At 31.5% G+C, this 18,049-nt stretch carries 12 protein-coding genes and 1 tRNA gene; 9 read left to right on the forward strand and 4 right to left on the reverse strand.

The window, feature by feature from the left end; genetic code table 11:
* Positions 1 to 9: 9 nt before the first annotated feature.
* A complete protein-coding gene (locus tag SJY27_RS07255) occupies positions 10 to 2,241 on the reverse strand; it encodes a sulfatase-like hydrolase/transferase (protein ID WP_397447594.1) in 2,232 nt (743 codons plus the stop codon).
* A 406-nt stretch (positions 2,242 to 2,647) separates the two neighbouring features.
* On the opposite strand from SJY27_RS07255, the gene SJY27_RS07260 reads away from it, so the two are divergent.
* The 7 genes from SJY27_RS07260 (at position 2,648) to SJY27_RS07290 (ending at position 11,655) form a co-directional block, all read left to right on the forward strand.
* Positions 2,648 to 4,246: a sulfatase-like hydrolase/transferase gene (locus SJY27_RS07260; protein WP_397447595.1), complete on the forward strand. Its 1,599-nt coding sequence runs from the start codon at positions 2,648 to 2,650 to the stop codon at positions 4,244 to 4,246.
* 84 nt (positions 4,247 to 4,330) lie between these two features.
* A complete protein-coding gene (locus tag SJY27_RS07265; protein WP_397447596.1) occupies positions 4,331 to 6,229 on the forward strand; it encodes a cellulase family glycosylhydrolase in 1,899 nt (632 codons plus the stop codon).
* A 6-nt stretch (positions 6,230 to 6,235) separates the two neighbouring features.
* On the forward strand, positions 6,236 to 7,120 hold the full coding sequence (locus SJY27_RS07270) for a sugar phosphate isomerase/epimerase family protein (protein WP_397447597.1): 885 nt from the start codon (positions 6,236 to 6,238) through the stop codon (positions 7,118 to 7,120).
* Between the two features lie 113 nt (positions 7,121 to 7,233).
* Entirely contained in the window at positions 7,234 to 7,587 is a 354-nt protein-coding gene (locus SJY27_RS07275) for a hypothetical protein (RefSeq protein ID WP_397447598.1), read from the forward strand.
* Between the two features lie 141 nt (positions 7,588 to 7,728).
* Complete coding sequence (locus SJY27_RS07280) at positions 7,729 to 8,925, forward strand: T9SS type A sorting domain-containing protein (RefSeq protein ID WP_397447599.1); 1,197 nt, start codon at positions 7,729 to 7,731, stop codon at positions 8,923 to 8,925.
* 12 nt (positions 8,926 to 8,937) lie between these two features.
* Positions 8,938 to 11,433 carry a T9SS type A sorting domain-containing protein gene (locus SJY27_RS07285; protein WP_397447600.1) on the forward strand — a complete coding sequence of 832 codons (2,496 nt, stop codon included), beginning with the start codon at positions 8,938 to 8,940 and terminating at the stop codon, positions 11,431 to 11,433.
* 39 nt (positions 11,434 to 11,472) lie between these two features.
* The gene (locus SJY27_RS07290; protein ID WP_397447601.1) at positions 11,473 to 11,655 is read left to right on the forward strand and encodes a hypothetical protein; all 183 of its coding nucleotides are present in this window, start codon (positions 11,473 to 11,475) and stop codon (positions 11,653 to 11,655) included.
* A gap of 116 nt (positions 11,656 to 11,771) precedes the next feature.
* On the opposite strand, the gene SJY27_RS07295 is transcribed toward SJY27_RS07290, so the two are convergent.
* Positions 11,772 to 13,310: an IS1182 family transposase gene (locus SJY27_RS07295; protein ID WP_397447602.1), complete on the reverse strand. Its 1,539-nt coding sequence runs from the start codon at positions 13,308 to 13,310 to the stop codon at positions 11,772 to 11,774.
* 549 nt (positions 13,311 to 13,859) lie between these two features.
* Positions 13,860 to 13,941: transfer RNA gene (locus tag SJY27_RS07300), tRNA-Leu, on the reverse strand.
* Between the two features lie 88 nt (positions 13,942 to 14,029).
* On the opposite strand from SJY27_RS07300, the gene SJY27_RS07305 reads away from it, so the two are divergent.
* Both SJY27_RS07305 and SJY27_RS07310 read left to right on the forward strand, forming a co-directional pair.
* The gene (locus SJY27_RS07305) at positions 14,030 to 15,418 is read left to right on the forward strand and encodes a dipeptidase (protein ID WP_397447603.1); all 1,389 of its coding nucleotides are present in this window, start codon (positions 14,030 to 14,032) and stop codon (positions 15,416 to 15,418) included.
* Between the two features lie 150 nt (positions 15,419 to 15,568).
* On the forward strand, positions 15,569 to 16,738 hold the full coding sequence (locus tag SJY27_RS07310) for an OmpA family protein (protein ID WP_397447604.1): 1,170 nt from the start codon (positions 15,569 to 15,571) through the stop codon (positions 16,736 to 16,738).
* A gap of 118 nt (positions 16,739 to 16,856) precedes the next feature.
* Here SJY27_RS07310 and SJY27_RS07315 read toward each other — a convergent pair whose 3' ends face one another.
* Entirely contained in the window at positions 16,857 to 18,032 is a 1,176-nt protein-coding gene (locus tag SJY27_RS07315) for a trans-sulfuration enzyme family protein (protein WP_397447605.1), read from the reverse strand.
* Positions 18,033 to 18,049: the final 17 nt, after the last annotated feature.

The following is an 18,049-nucleotide window of genomic DNA, read 5'->3' on the forward strand; positions in this document are numbered from 1 at the left end:
ATGTTTGTATTATTTAATCATGATTTTTTTAGTAAAATATTGCTTACCTTCAAGAAACGCTTTCATAAAGTAAGTTCCTGTTGTTATTTTTGAAACATCCATACGTTCTACATCGCCAAGAAACTTCTTTACTAATTTTCCATTGATATCAAAAAGATAAACTTTAGTTACCACTAAAGGCCCTGAAATATTTATATAATCTGATGTTGGATTTGGATAAACAGAGATAATATTATCATCAATAATTGGTGTACTTAATGAAATGCCTGTAACTTCACTAGACCAATCGTCCAAAAATATTTCACCATTATCTCTTCCTAATTGCAATCTTACTTCAACCGATTCAGTATCAATAGTTGTTATTTGGGATGTATTGTAAGTATGACTATACTTACTATAGGTATTGCTAGTTACAAAATCATCTCCATTAAATGTTTGATTAGTGCCATTGGTGTAAAACACTTTTAGTTGAAATCTAATTCTATTATTACTATTTGATTTTGCATGTACGCTTAATGTAATATCTCCGCCATTAAAGTTGTCATAGTACACTGTATTTGTGACTCTTACTTTACCATAACCTCCACCATTTATAACATTAACTTTTAAGGCCAAATCACCTGTTCTAACATCTGTAGGATCTGCTGTTTCAAGCGTAGCTTGTGAACCAGTAGCAACATTTATTGGCCAATCTAAATCATACCAACATTCATAACCACTGTTGTAAATAATTTCGTTAGTTCCAGAGGGTTCTGCACAACCAAAATTGGGTTGAATATTAGATCCAGTCATGCCATTCATATTATTATATAAATATTCGTTTTCGGCTATATGTCCAGAATTAGAGACTCTATGATTGATACCTGCTTTACTTCTATAAGAAAATAAAGCATTTCTTAACTGCTCAACTATTGCTGGGTTTGCAGTACTAATATCAATTGTTTCACCAGGATCTGTAGTAACATTATACAATTCAAAAAAATTATTGTATTTGAATTCTAACAGTTTATAATCTCCTACCCTAACACCTGCCATACTCACATTTGCAGTGCCTCTACTTGCAAAATTAAAATCCCAAATAATTGGATTTGTTCTACTCCAATTGGCATTACCTCCAGTAGCTAATAATAAGTCTTCAAAACTTTCTCCATCTAAATGCTGATTTGGCAATAATGGAACACCAGCCATTTTTAACATGGTTGGAAAGAAATCTGTACCAACGACTGGTTCGTCTTCAATAATACCTGTTTTATAATCTGGACCATAAATTATTAATGGTAATTTAATACCTCCTTCATATAACCAAGTTTTACCACCACGTAAAGGTTTGTTTGATGTTGGTAATTCTCTATTACCTCCAATTTCAGTTGTAGATAATCCTCCGTTATCAGACGTTAAAATAATAATTGTATTGTCTGCAATACCTTGAGCAACTAAATTTGCTCTCAAAGCTCCTAAACTTTCATCAATACTTTTAACCATTGCTGCATAAGTGGCATTATCTTGGTGTAGTTTTGTTTTTGCAGTTAAATCATTTTCAAATTCAGAACCTGTATAGCCATCATTATCTGCGATGTTTTGAAAATAATTGACATCTTCAGTTTTTGCCTCTAATGGGGTATGTACTCCATAATGTGATACCATAGCCAAAAAAGGTTGTGTTGGGTTTGTACTAACATGAGTATCAATAAACGAATTAGTTTCGTCAGTAATTCTATCCGTTAAATATTCTCCTGTTGTACCACCAGTACTCAAATCTGGTAATGTATCACCTCCTGCTGAATATGGATACCAATAGGTTGGAGGAGCTCCAAAGTCTGAACCAGCAATATTAATATCAAAACCAAAACTATCAGGATAATGATCTGCATCATGACCTAAGTGCCATTTACCAATAAAAAATGTTTTATAACCTTGATCATTTAAAGCTTGAGCAAAAGTGGTTTCTGAATAACCATTAGGATTGGCGTCTGTTGGCAAATACATTCCACCTGAAACAGATGGTCTCGACTCAAATTTTCCAGTCATGATTGATGTTCTTGATGCTGCACAACGTGGAGCTGCTTCATAACCATTTGTAAAACGGATTCCGTCTGCTGCTAATTGATTAATATGAGGGGTCTCATAAAAGTTGGATCCATAACATTCTAAATCATAATACCCTAAATCATCCACTACAAAGAATATGATATTTGGGGAAGTTGAAGTGGTAACTTGTGCAAATGATAACGATGCAATCATTATCAAGTATATTGGAATAATTTTTCTAAATAATATCATGTTTTAGATATATTTTATTAATTAGCATAATGTGAATAAATTATAAACTCAAATAGAATCTTTTTGCTTATTTACGCTTAGTCAAATTTATATACATTGTATTGTGTGAGGGTAACTTATCTAACTAATAAGGTTTAATAATTGTCTATTAGTAAGTTATTCTGATAGATTTTAGGCTTTTTATGTTAAATATGAAACCATCACAAATACATAGAATTGTAATTTTGATTAAAATAAAATTACTTATATCTTTCAATGAGTTTAGTGTTTGTGGTTACCCGAGGATAATAATTTTTAGGCTAAGCAAACTAAAAAAAATAGGCTTTGGCTCGATTATAAAGTCAAAAACATCAAATAAAATTAAAACATGAAAAATCACATAACATTATTGTTAGTTGCATTTATGGCAATCAAAACAGTAAATGCACAAAACACAGACAAATCTAAACCCAATGTTTTATTAATTTGTATTGATGATTTAAGAAATAATTTAGGTGTTTATGGAGATGAACAAGCAATTACACCAAATATTGATGTATTAGCAAAAAACGGTGTAACTTTTAGAAATCATCAAGTACAATATGCAGTTTGTGGACCATCAAGAGCTGCATTAACTACAGGTTTAATGCCAGAAGAAACAGGTGTAATTGGTTTTAAACCTATCAGAAAAAAATTGACAGATGTTGTTTTTCTACCACAACATTTTAAAAATAATGGCTACACAACTGCTGCTGCAGGAAAAATTCATGATCCAAGAACAGTTGGCAATCCAAAAGACAAATCTAAAGATGGAGATGATGTTGCTTCTTGGACAATTCCTTATTTAGCACCAAAAGGTGGGCATCAACCAAAAGGAGTTGCTTTAGATTTTCAAGATTTACCAGATGAAGAATATGTAGATGGAATTATCAGAAAAAGAGGAATAGAATTATTAGAACAAGTTGCTAAAAAAGATGCGCCGTTTTTTATGGCAATTGGTTTTAAAAAACCACACGAACCTTTTATTGCTCCAAAAAAATATTGGGATTTGTATGAGAATACAAACTTTAAAGTCGCTGCAAATCAAAATGCGCCAATTGGTAGAGAAGACTTAAAAACCTATACAATTAAAGGAAAAGATGTTCAGAAAAATATAAATTCTGAAACAGGTTTAATTAATGAAGATTTTCAATTAAAACTAAAACAAGGGTATTATGCTTGTACTTCTTTTGTTGATGCGCAAATTGGTTTGGTGATTGAAAAGCTAGAAAAATTAGGAGTTGTAGACAATACAATTATTGTACTTTGGGGAGATCATGGGTTGTTCTTAGGAGAACATGGACGCTGGAATAAACACTCTAATTTAGAAGTGGCTTCATCATCACCATTAATTATTATAGACCCAAGAAATAAGAAAGCAAAAGGTGAAACTTTTTCTGCAGTTTCTACTGTTGATATTTATCCTACTTTATGTGATTTAGCTGGTTTAGAAATTCCTGAACAACCAAAAAGTGCAACTAAAAAAACTGGTAGAGCAATAAAAGGTAGAAGTTTAGTCCCAATTTTAAATGATACAAATGCACAAGTTAAAATCGGTGCAATTACAGTTTATAGAGGGCAAAGAGGTTTGGGTTATGGCTATAGAGTGAAAGGAAAATATAGATATATAGAATGGGTTAGTAAAAAAGGAGATGAAACTTTTTACGAATTATATGACTATGAACAAGACCCAAATGAAACCAGAAATTTAGCAGTTACAGAAAGAGAAGAGTATGCACCTTTGTTACACAAGTTTGCCAGAAATATTAGAAGTTTTGGTGAAGCAGATGGTTGCTTAAAACTACTAAAAACAAAACCTTTTGAGCTAAAAGATAAAAGCAGAATTTTAGAAAGAGATGCAGATGGAGATGGAATTCCAGATGATAAAGAAGCTAAAGGCGATATTGATGGTGATGGAATACCTAATTATTTAGATGCTAAAAATTAAAATAAACTAACCTTTAAAGGAATAAATTCTCTTTCAGGTGAGAAATTTGATACGTTTAAAATTTTAAAATAGCAGCACTCTAACATGAAACAAAACATTACTTTATTTAGTTTAATCCTATTTATTTCTAGCTTTTCTTTTGCGCAAGTTTCTCCACAGGAAATGATAGCTAAAATGGGAAGAGGCATAAATCTTGGAAATATTTTAAATGCTCCAAAAGAAGGCAATTGGGCACCGCCTTTAACCGTTTCTTATTTAGAAGATGTAAAGTCGGTTGGTTTTAAAACGGTTAGAATTCCGATAGATTTTTATGGAGATAGAACCTCTGGCAATACAACGATCTATGATAAAGAAGCGAATACAGCGAATAATTATACAGGAAATTCTTCAGATTATATTGTTGATGAAACGTATTTAGATAGAATTGAAGAAGTTATACAATGGTCTTTACAAGAAGGTTTGGTCACTATTTTAGATGTGCATGGGTCACAATTAAAAACAGAATTTTTATACACTTTCAGTCCTAGAGAAAAATGGTCTGATTATTATACAGCACCAACATCTGCGAAAAGAGCTGCAGATAATGACAAATTTAGAGCTATTTGGAAACAAATTGCCGATAGATTTAAAAACTATTCAGATAATTTGGTTTTTGAGGTTGTAAACGAACCTTATTTTTGGTTGAGTGATGATGAGATGGATACCTTAAACTTGGATATCATTAGTATTATCAGAAATTCTGGTAGTAAAAATAGTAGTAGGAATATCATAATTACTGGTGGTTCTGAAAACGCCTATGAAGCACCTTTGCAAATTAGTGATGATGTTTTAAGTAGTGATAATAACTTAATAGCAACATTTCACTATTATAAACCTAGAGAGTTTACAGCTTCATCTGAAGAAGTTCATAACGATTATGTTTGGGGAAGTAACGATGATAAAGATGAAATAGATATTCATTTTGGTGTAGTTAAAAATTGGGCAGACTCTAAAAATGTTTCCATTTTATTGGGCGAATTTGGTGCAGATAATGAAAAAGGAATAGATTACAGCAACAATACCTTAGGTGATTTTGGAGGGCCTGAAAAGGCATCTAGAGAAGATTTCCATCGTTATTTATCAGATAAAGCAATAGCATTGGGTTTTGCTTTTACAGTTTGGGATGCAGGAGACCAATCTAACAAAACCTTCTATAAAGTTTCAGATAGAAGTTGGGTTACAGGAGTCAGAAATGCAGTTTTAGGAAAAAGTTGTTTAGAATATTCGTTGATAAAAAATGCTGATATAGAATGTGGATCAAATTCAGATTGGAATCTCTTTGTACAATTACCAGCTATTGCAAGTTTAAAAGACGCAGAAGATGCTGAAAGCAGAGGCAATTCAAAATCCATAGAAATAAATGTTACCAATAATGGAGGATTGTTTAACAAAACAATTTTAAGAAACAAATTAATAGAAACCACTTCCTTTTCTAATAAAACCCTTCTTTTTAGTACCTATGCTAAAGCATCCATAAACAGCGCAGAATTTAAAATTAGAATTAAAACAATTACGACTGGCGAAACACTGTTATCAAGTTCTTCGGTCTTGAAACTATCAAATTCAAGTTATCAACGATACGAATATGAGTTTTCAGTTCCAGAAAATACCACGTCTTTAGAATTTCAAGTATTATGTGGTAAAACAGCAGGAAATTACTTTTTTGACGATTTTGCTATGGAAGAAAAAACATTGAATACTGAAACAATTAAAAAAGAAGCGGTATTTGAATTGTATCCAAACCCGGCTCAAAAATACTTAACTATAAAAACGACACAAAAAATTGATCAAATCATTTTACAAAGTGTAGATGGAAAAATGATTCCAATACAACTGATAGATCAAAAAATAGATATCAGTAATTATAGCGCTGGTGTATACTTTCTGTCTATAAAGTTTAGTAATGGTATTATTCAAAAAGCAAAAGTTTTGATCATTAATTAATCTCCTATGAAGTATATTAAAACTTTTATAGAAGTAGTTTTTTGGTTAGCACTTTTTATGCTTTTTAGTGGTTGTAAATCAGTTGATGCAAAAAATAGTAATAAACTTTTTCAGAAAGACAATTTAATTCCTTGGTCTATAGTTGGTTTTGATGTAAAAGAAAGAACGCCTATACAACGTTTAGAAATGTTAGAACGTTTAGGGTATACACAATATGCGTATGGTTATAGACCCAAACATATACCCACAATGCTACAAGAGTGGCAATTGGCAAAAGAAAAAAACATCAAAATAAAAGCAGTTTGGCTATACATTAACCTATACAAAGACAAAGTTGGTCAACTAAGAACTGATGCAGAGGTTGTATTCGAGAACTTAAAAAAATCTGGATTAAAAACCCAAATTTGGGTAGGTTTTTATCCTAATTATTTTGATAAATTATCAGATGCTGAATCTTTACAACAATCTGTAGCAATGATTTCTTATCTCTCTGAAAAAGCAAAAAAGTTAGGTTGTAAAATAGCTTTATATAATCATGGAGGTTGGTTTGGAAAACCAGAAAATCAATTAAGAATTATAAAAGCATTACCAAAAGAAGATTTAGGTGTTGTATTTAATTTTCATCACGCCCACGATTCATTAGATAATTATAGAGAAAATATTAAAAAATTGTTCCCATATTTATGGTCTGTAAGTTTAAATGGTATGAAAAAAGAAGGGCCAAAAATCATCACAATTGGAAAAGGAAATTTAGAAAAAAGTATGATTAATGAGTTGTTTAAATTGAATTATCAAGGAACATTTAATCTTTTGGGGCATGTAAAAGGCGGTGATCCAGAACTTATTTTGGAAGAAAATTTCTTGGGCTTAAAAGTGCTTTTCGACAATTAAAACTCTTAAAAACCCTTTATTTTACTAATATTATACCTTATCAGACAATTATTATACCCTAAAAACTTCTTATATGATTGACCTTTACAGAAAATTATAATCAATCAAACAAGATGAAAAAATCAATATACTTAACAGTTCTATTTGTAGCACTTTCTACAGTAACTTTTTCACAATCGAAAAAGGCAATTAAAAAAATAGAATCTAAAGCAACTCAATTAGTAGAAAAATTGAATGGAGAAATCATAGCAGGTGATAAAAGTTTAGCATTATCAGATGAACAGGTGGCATCAATAAAAAAGATTCAAATTGATAGAATTACCGGTTTACGAAAATTGGGCAAAGAAGGCTCAGAAGAAGATAAAAAGAAATGGAATAGAACCCATTACCAAAAAATTTATAAAGAAGTACTTACTAAAGAGCAAATGAAAGCAAGAAAAAAAGGAAAAGAGAAAAAAGAAGAGTAAAAACACAATTCAAATAATTCACTTGTAATTCTCTTATAGTTAGTTGCCTTTGAATTTTTAATCCTTAATCAAAAGGCAACTAAGAGGGATTAATTAAATTATTTACAAAGCTTATATCAACAATAATAAAAAATTAAACATATGAAAAAAATTACTTTTATTTTAATTACATTTTTAAGTCTCTCAACATTTAGTCAAAGTTGGGATTTTACCAACGATGCAGAAGGATGGACAGCCTCTGCTGTCGATATGACTGTAAATGCCAATTCAATTACTTTGACAACTAAAGATGGTGCTAATAATCCTACCATAGTGCAAGCGGCTGCTAATGTCGATGCCAATGCATTAAGCATTATAGCAGTAACTTTAAAAGTAAGCGCAAACGGACCAACATATATGAGAGCTCATTTTCCAAAAGCTGCAGGAGGTAGAGTTTATAAGCCTGTTGCCATTACAAATGGATTATCAGATTTTAAAACTTTTTATATCGATTTAACAAATGGAGATTGGACAGGAACCGTAAACGATGTAAAAGTTCAGTTTAAAGATGATAATGGTACTAATGGTGGTGCTAATCACACATCAACAGGAGAAACTATAGAAATCGATAAAATTGAATTTCTATCAGAAATCCCTAAAGAAGAAATTGTTTCTTTTGATTTTGATACAGACGATCAAGGTTGGACTACAATTGATGCAGCTACAAGTGTTAGTAATGGTGCTATTATTATAACTCCAGAAGTTGATGGGGCTGCAAAAATTGTAAACAATATAACCACGATTGATGCTACTAAATACAAGTTTATAGAAGTTAAATACAAAAATTTATCTGCAGATAACGATCAAATAAGGTTTCAGTTTAGACATGCTGCTGATAGTTACACTGCATACAAAGGTAAAAATACAAGTATGAATGTAAGTTCATCGGATTTTGAAACGCTAGAAATAGATTTATCCGAAACTACAGAATGGACAGGTAATACCCAAGATTTTCAATTGATTATTAGAGATGTAGATAATGAAAATAAAGCATCAGCAGGAAATTTAGAAATAGATGCTATTACTTTTAAAGAAACTTCTACATTGTCTATAGATAAAATAAATATTTTTAATGATGTACTAGTGTATCCAAATCCAAGTAATGGAATTGTAAATATAAAATCGAATATATCTTTTGCTAAGATTGAATTATTTAGTATTCTTGGTAAAAAAGTATTTGAAACCACATCAATTCAAAATAATCAAATTGATGTTTCTCATATAAATGCTGGCGTTTATTTACTAAGGCTTCTAGATAACAACAACAAAACAAAAACTAAAAAATTAATAATTAACTAAAAACCAAAAATGATGAAAAAAATAATACTAATGCTTTGTGTTTTATTCTCTTTGAATGGAATAGCACAAACCTGGGATTTTAAAACCTCTCAATCGAAAGGAGATTGGACAGCAGTAGCTAGCACACAAACTATAGTGTCAACTGGGCTTCAAGTAGCTTGGGCAGATGATACCAAACCAAAAACAATAATTACAACTGCAGCTATTAATGCAGCTACAAATAAACTTGTGGCAATTACTTTAACCAACAGTTCTTCATCAGAAATAAATGTACAGTTTCGTCACCGAAAGAACACAGCTGATGATCCTAGTACTCAAAGATACTTAGCTAATGCTATGATTATTTCCCCTAGTTTTTCTACACCTAGAACATATATTGTTGATTTGACAGAAACACGATGGGATGATACTGTAAATGAATTCGATATTGTTTTTAGAGATAGCGCAGGAAATAATATACCTACTGCTGGTAGTTTGGTTATACAAAAGGTAGAATTTGTATCAGTACAACCTACCAATTATACTTATTTATTCAATGCAGATGGATATACAGAAGGCTTTACAACTATTGATGCTACAGCTTCTGTAGCTGATGGAGTTTTAACGTTCACTCCAAATGCTATAGATGTAAACCCTAAACTTAGACAAAGTAGTTTTAGAATGCTTCAAACTGATGTCACACATGTTCATATTACCTATAAAAATGAATCTGCATTAAACGACGAGTTACGTATTACTTATACTAGTTCTACTGGTAGCAATGGAGGTAAACAATGGACTATAGGAACAAATGATACAGAATATAAGACAATTACACATGAATTAGCAGCTCAAGCTAATCAATGGAATGCTGGTAATATAGCTACTGATTTTACAATTTTAATAAGGGAAGCTGCAGGTAATCTTACGGATGATACAGGAGCATTAAAAATACAGTCTATTGTTTTTAGCAACTCAGCCACACCACCAAATATGTTTGAAGGAGGTACAGATTCAGATTGGGCAACTGCTGCTAATTGGAGTTTAAATGAAGTACCAGCTTCTGGTTCATCAAACCCTGTAAACGATGTTGTTACTATACCAGAAGGGAGTAATCCAGTTATAGGTGCTACAACAGCTGCAGAGGTAACAGATTTAACAGTCGATTCAGATGGTTCATTAACAATTACAGGAGGAGGTTCTTTAATAGTAAGTGGAACTTCTACAGGAGATGTAACTTACACTAGAAATTTAGCAACTGGTGGTCAATGGTATTTAATGTCTTCTCCTGTAATTGGAGAAACTTATGATGATGCTTGGGTTACAGCTAACGGTATTGCTAGTGGCTCAGATTTTGGAACCAATAGAGGTGTAAGTATGTATGACAATAGTTCGTTTACTGATCCTCACCAAGCAGGTTCTGCTGGTCATTGGCGTTATATGCAAAGTGGAGGTAGTGATACTTTTGATCCTGCCAAAGGTTATGGTATTATTCGCACTGCAACAGGAGGTGTTTCTTTTACAGGAACGCTTCGTACTGCAAATCAAAACTTTACTTTAGAGCAAGGAGCTAACAATGTTAATTTTGTTGGTAATCCGTTTACAGCATATATAACTTTAGGTACTTTCCACACCACAAATACGGCTAATATTGGCACAGACTTTTATTTTTGGGATGGTTCTTCTTACGTAACTAGAACGTCTGGAGGAGATGCTACTTTTGAAATTGCACCAGGACAAGGTTTCTTTTTAGATGCAACTTCTACCAATGATGTTACTTTTGAAGTGTCAGATTTATCACATCAAGGATCAGATTCTTTTCATTCAAAATCTGCAAATAATAGAGCGGAAGTTAAATTATATGTAAATGAAGGCGCAAACCAAAGATTTGCAAGAGTTTTGTATATAGATGGTCAAACAACTGGTTTAGACCTAGGTTATGATGGAAAACTATTTGGAGGTGTATCTCATAATTTTGCTGTGTATTCTCATTTAGTTAATAACAATGAAGGAGTTAAATATCAAATCCAATCATTGCCAAATCAAGATTTTGAAAATAATGTAGTGCCTTTAGGGGTAATTGCAGCTTCTGAAAATGAAATCACTTTTTCTGCTGAAACAATAAACTTACCAGCAGGTTTAAAAGTATATTTAGAAGATAGGTTAACAAATACCTTTACAAGATTAGATGAAGCAGATACAAACTACAAGGTACAAGTAGCTTCAGGAACAACAGAAGGTCGTTTCTTCTTACATACAAAATCATCTTCAGTTTTAAGTACAGAGGATGCTTTATTAAACAGTGTAAGTATTTACAAAACAAGTAATACTAATTTAAAAATTACAGGTTTAAAACAAGGAAAGACATCTATTTCCCTATACAATCTTTTAGGTAAGAAAGTAATGGCAACTTCTTTTAATGCATCTAACGTAAATAATATTTCTTTACCAAACCTATCAACTGGAGTTTACATTGTTCAATTAGAAACAGAAAATGGAAAGTTGAATAAAAAGATAGTTTTAGAATAATTGATACTTAATCTTAATTAACCTGAAAAATAAAACATCATGAATAAAAATATAGAAAACACTCAAAATAAAGAACAAGAAATTACACGTAAAGACGCTATCAAAAAAATAGGAAATTACGGTAAATATGCAGCATTAACTGCCTTAGGAACGTATATGATTTTAAACCCACAAAAAGCACAAGCTAGTTCTGTACCTGCTGATCCGGGTGCTGGGTTTTAAAACAACTTATTTTAATTTGAGGTCGTCTAAAAAGTAATTTTTAGGCGATTTTCTTTTTTGTATATTTTTAGTTTCTTGCTTTAATTTTCTTTTGTTTTAAAAAAGCAAAAGCTCGTTTATATCGTTAAGCTATACTTATTTAGGTTATGTGCTATTGCAATTAACCCCATTTCTACATTTATTTTATCTATTCCTCTTAGCATAAAGCGTTTAAAATTCATATTTTGCTTTATGTTCCCAAAAACAGCCTCTACATCCCAACATCGTTGTTTCCTTTTTGCAATTCCTTGCTCACTGGTTAATAATGTTTTTGCTTTAGCTTTTAATCGGATTAGATTGTAATTGCGTTCTATAATACGATTGTACTTGGATTTATGACAACTGCTTCTGAGCGGACAACCCTTGCAATTTTGTGCTTGGTATCTATGAATTTCTTGTTCAAAACCATTTTTTGTTTTCTTTTTATAACTACCAATGTTAGTCATCGTTTGTCCCATAGGACAGTAATACGTATCTGTTTCTTTGTTATAATGCAGCTCATCTGGATGGAAGGGATTTGTTTTTGCTCTCTTTTTATCTAGCTGTTCTTTATGGAAGTAATTGTATTTTACAAAAGCAGTAATGTGTTTATCTTCTAAATCGGTATAATTTTCTTCGCTTCCATAACCAGCATCTGCTGTTAGAGTTTCTGGGTTTTGGTTATAGTTTTCTATATGATTATTGAGGTGGTCTTTTAGTGTGGTAGTATCTGCTGTGGTTTGTGCTATCGTATAATTGGTTAGATATTGATTATTGGTAGAAGCTTGAATATTATAAGCGGGTTTGAGTTGTCCATTCTGCATATGATCATCTTTCATACGCATAAAAGTAGCATCAGTATCAGTTTTACTGTAGCTGTTTCGCTCTTTTAAAATGGCTTCTTGCTTTTGGTACTTTGCCATATTAGAAGGCCAGTTCTTCTTAGCATAGTTTAACTTTTGCTTTACCTTCTTGTCAATCTCTTTACCCTGTAAAGCGTCATTGATTTGATCGATGGTGGCTGCTATTTTATCAGCATCTATAGCTTCAAAATCAGGTGTAGTAGGTATGGCTTGTTCGTCTTTATAAACTTTTTCAACATAAGTCCAAAGTTCTTTTAACTGTTTTTTGATGCGCTCTTTACTTGTCTTTATAGATTTACCCCATACAAAGGTGTAACGATTTGCATTGGCTTCTATTTTTGTTCCATCTACAAAAATATCCTTTAAGCTAACAACGCCTTGTTCTACAAGAAGTAAAACCACTTGATAGAATATTTTTTTTAATTTTTTTTGTAAACGTTTCCCTCTAAAATCATTAATAGTATTATGGTCTGGTTTACTCTGACCACTAAGCCACATAAAATGAATATTCTCTGTTAAAGCTTGTTCTATTTTTCTTGATGAATATAAATTACGTAAATACGCATAGATAATTACTTTGAGTAACATTCGAGGATGATAACTCGATGTCCCTCCTCCTTTATAACTTTGCTCTAAGCTAACAATATCTAAATGGTCTACAATAGTGTTTACAATTCGAACGGGATGATTTTTGGGAACTAAATCATCATAACTGGGTGGTAAAAGACTTAATTGTTCTTGACTATAGGTCTTAAAAACTACTTTTCTATTCATTCTTAAAAATAAGAAATTCAAGAAAAAAATGCAAAAAAAAGACTGCCTTTTAAGACAGCCTCTTCTCTCTGTTAATCCAAAATGTTATTTATTTATAATTTGTTCAAGAAATTCTTTTTTTTTAGATCGATTTTCTACTATTTTCATAAATGCAAACCCATCCCCTTCAAAGTGTTTTTTTTTTAAATAAGCTCTCTGCAAATCCAATGACGGCGAGGGGGTATAGCGCTTAAAATTTAGAAAAATTGATTTAGCAATTCATTTTTAGTGTTTTGAACTCATTTGAATAATCCTTATAAGATATGGAATAACTATTTTAAAAGAATATCAATATTATTATTATATAGATCATAAAGGTCATGAAAGAAAGAGAAAAAAATACTTTTAAATAATTTGCCATTTCTAAAAAGATCTATTTAAAACTTATATCTTTAAGAATATTTTCGAAATCAAAAACGATTTAATAGATAAAGAGGAAAATTGAATTTGTTGTACCTATGTTGTACCCAATAAAAAACCTTTCAAAGAAAAACTTCGAAAGGCTTATTGTACAGGCGGAGAGACTCGAACTCTCACACCTCGCGGCACTAGATCCTAAGTCTAGCGTGTCTACCAATTCCACCACGCCTGCAATTTGGATTGCAAATATAAACAAACATCGCAAATTACAAAGTAGTTCATAATTATTTTTTATTTTTGGGTAAAATAAAAAATAATCAATGAATTCCATAAAATCTTACATAAACGATAATAAAAAACGTTTTATCAACGAACTTTTTGAACTTTTAAAAATTCCATCTATTAGTGCGGACTCTGCTTATAAAAAGGATGTACTATTAACTGCAGATTTTGTTTTAAACAGTCTTAAAAAAGCGGGTTGTGATAAGGTTGAATTATGCGAAACTCCGGGTTTCCCTATTGTTTATGGCGAAAAAATTATCGACAAAAACCTACCAACTGTATTAGTTTACGGACATTATGATGTGCAACCTGCAGATCCTATAGAATTATGGACTTCTCCTCCTTTTGAGCCTGTTATCAAAAAAACAGAAATTCATCCAGAAGGAGCCATTTTTGCAAGAGGTGCTTGTGATGATAAGGGGCAAATGTATATGCACGTTAAAGCGTTAGAATATATGACATCAACAGGAAATTTACCTTGTAATGTAAAGTTTATGATTGAAGGTGAAGAAGAAGTTGGATCAGAAAGTTTAGCCTGGTTTGTACCAAGAAACAAAGAAAAGTTAGCCAATGATGTCATTTTAATTTCTGATACAGGAATGATAGCAAACGATATTCCATCAATAACAACAGGTTTACGTGGTTTGAGTTACGTAGAAGTTGAAATTACTGGGCCAAATAGAGATTTACATTCTGGTTTATATGGAGGCGCAGTGGCAAATCCTATTAATATCTTAACCAAAATGATTGCTTCTTTACACGATGAGAATAATCATATTACCATTCCTGGTTTTTATGATAATGTAGAAGAAATATCAAAAGAAGAAAGAGCAGAAATGGCAAAAGCACCTTTTTCTTTAGAAAATTATAAAGATGCTTTAAAGATTGATGAAGTTCATGGTGAAAATGGATATTCTACAAACGAAAGAAATTCTATAAGACCCACTTTAGATGTTAATGGAATTTGGGGAGGTTATATTGGTGAAGGTGCAAAAACAGTAATTGCTAGTAAAGCTTTCGCTAAAATTTCTATGCGTTTAGTTCCTAATCAAGACTGGAAGGAAATTACAGAATTATTTAAAAATCATTTTAAAAATATCGCTCCAAAATCAGTAAAAGTAAAAGTAACACCACATCATGGAGGTCAAGGATATGTAACCCCAATTGAAAGTGTTGGCTATCAAGCTGCAAGCTTAGCATACCAAACCACCTTTGGCAAAACTCCTATTCCGCAAAGAAGTGGAGGAAGCATTCCTATTGTAGCTTTATTTGAAAAAGAGCTTGTTAGCAAAACAATTTTAATGGGCTTTGGTTTAAATTCTGATGCCATACACTCTCCTAATGAACACTTTGGGATTTGGAACTACCTAAAAGGCATCGAAACTATACCATATTTTTATTCTAATTTCGTTAAACTACATAGATAATTATTATCTTTGTAGTACTTTAACCGCTTTTAAGATCAGTTTATCGAGGTTATTAAACAGTTTATAAATAAATTTCCCCAAAATTAATTTAAGAGTTTTAAATTTGACTTTTTGTCTAAATATATAAATCAATTGAAAATAAAATTAATTATGAAGAAAATTTACTTTGGGGTACTATTTACGTTGGTATCTTTGTTTACAAGCGCGCAAGAATTTAGTCCTTGGTCTGTAGATTTAGGTGCAGGAATTCACAGACTAGGTTCTACTATTTCAGCAGGAAGAAGTTCATCAATCTTAGGGCAAGGTAACTTTGGAGTTCGTTATATGTTTAATGAGCGTTTTGGAGTTCGTTTAGATTTGGGGTACAATAGTTTCTCAGAATCTGCAGGAAGTCCTTTTAAATCAAATTACTACAGAGCATCTATTGAGGGTGTTGTTAACGTGGGTAACATTTTACATTTTGACTCTTGGACAGAACGTTTTAATGTATTAGGTCATGCAGGTATAGGTGCAGCATCACTTAATGTAACTGAACCAGTAGAAAATGGTGGAGATTTTATGATACCTATAAGTTTTGGTTTAACGCCTCAATATAAGCTTTCTGAAAGAATAGGTTTATTTCTAGATTTTTCTTCTTTTATTCATTTTGGCCAAGATGATAATGTAGATGGTGGTGCAAACACCGCTGTTAGAGAGTCTAATATTAGTTTTTTTAACACATCTATAGGAGTAAACATAGCCCTAGGAAAAAATAAAAAATTAGCAGATTTTTCTAAAGAAGTTACAGAAGAAATGGTTTTTGATAGTGAATTAGATGCACTAAAAGAACGCTTAGCTAAAGCAGAAAAAGAAATTACGATCTTAAAAGCTAAAGATGCTTCACCAAGTAAAGAACTTATAATGACAGAGCTTGATGCAAGGTATATTAGAAAAGATGAAGCAAATAAATATGCTAGTGTTGTAACGGGTTCTAATGTAGATTTTATTAGAAACTTGTTAAATAGTGGTTACATAAATGTTTATTTTGACACTAACAAAGCAGACATTCAAGAAGGATCTTTAAATTCTGTGAATTATTTAAAACAATTTATGATTGATAACCCAACAATGAATGCTGAATTAATTGGCTATGCAGATGAAACTGGTAAAGAAACAACCAATATCGCTTTATCGCAAAGTAGAGCTAAAAAAGTATTTGATGTATTAGTTGCAGCAGGCATCAAACCTTCTAGATTATCTTATTTTGGAGGTGGTGAAGATAAAAGTGTAACAAAAGAAGCTAGACAGTTGGCTAGAAAAGTTACTTTTAAACTAAAATAATATTATTTCATTTTCACAAATGAATACAACTAAAAAGAGATTAGGAAAACATTCCTAATCTCTTTTTTTTTGCTCATAAAATTTTAAACCTTTATAAGATTGAATTATGTAAAAGCGATTATTTATTAGAGTTAATCAATGCCTGAGAAATATCAGCAATAATATCATCAACATTTTCTAAGCCTACAGAAACACGCACTAAACCATTTGTAATACCGACTTCTAGTCGATCTTCTTCTGACAAACGTCCATGAGTTGTAGAAGATGGATGTGTAACAATAGTTCTAGTATCTCCTAAATTTGCGGATAAAGAACACATTTTAATTTTATTTAAGAATTTTCTTCCTGCTTCAATTCCGCCTTTAATTTCGAAAGCAACAATATTGCCCCCTAATTTCATTTGTTTTTTGGCAGTTTTGTACTGAGGATGAGATTCTAAAAAAGGATATTTTACCAATGCTACATTTTTATTTTCTTCTAAAAATGAGGCTACTTTTAATGCATTTTTTGAGTGTTTTTCTACACGTAAAGACAACGTTTCTAAACTTTTTGATAACACCCAAGCATTAAAAGGAGACATTGCTGGCCCAGTATTTCTAGCAAATAAATAGATTTCACGAATCAAATCTTCTTTACCTACTGTAACTCCACCTAAAACTCTTCCTTGTCCATCCATTAATTTGGTAGCTGAATGGATTACCAAATCTGCACCAAATTTTATGGGTTGTTGTATATAAGGTGTTGCAAAGCAATTATCAACAATAAAAATTATATTATGCTTTTTGGCGATATTACCTATCAACTCTAAATCTAAAATATCAACAGCGGGATTAGTTGGAGTTTCTATATAAAGAATCTTCGTATTTTCTTTAATTAAGCTTTCTACCAAATCTACTTCATCAACCTTAAAGTAAGAGGTTTCTATATTCCATTTTGGCAAATATTTGGTAAACATACTGTGTGTAGAACCAAAAACAGATCTACAAGAAACAATATGATCGCCTGCATTTAATAAAGCTGCAAATGAAGAAAAAATTGCAGACATACCAGTTGCAAATGCGTAACCAGCTTCTGCACCTTCCATTTTTACAACCTTATCTACAAATTCTGTTGTATTCGGATTTGTAAATCTGCTATATAAATTGCGTTGTTTTTCTTCTGCGAAGGATGAACGCATTTCTTCTGCATCATCAAAAACAAAACTAGAGGTTAAATATAAAGGTGTAGAATGTTCAGAAAACTGACTTCTTTCTGTTTGATTTCTAATTGCTTCTGTTTCGAAATGTTTGCTCATTATTTTTTATTTTTTTC

Origin of the sequence: Polaribacter sp. R77954, assembly GCF_044595335.1 — a bacterium.
In the GTDB taxonomy this organism is placed as follows: Bacteria; Bacteroidota; Bacteroidia; order Flavobacteriales; family Flavobacteriaceae; genus Polaribacter.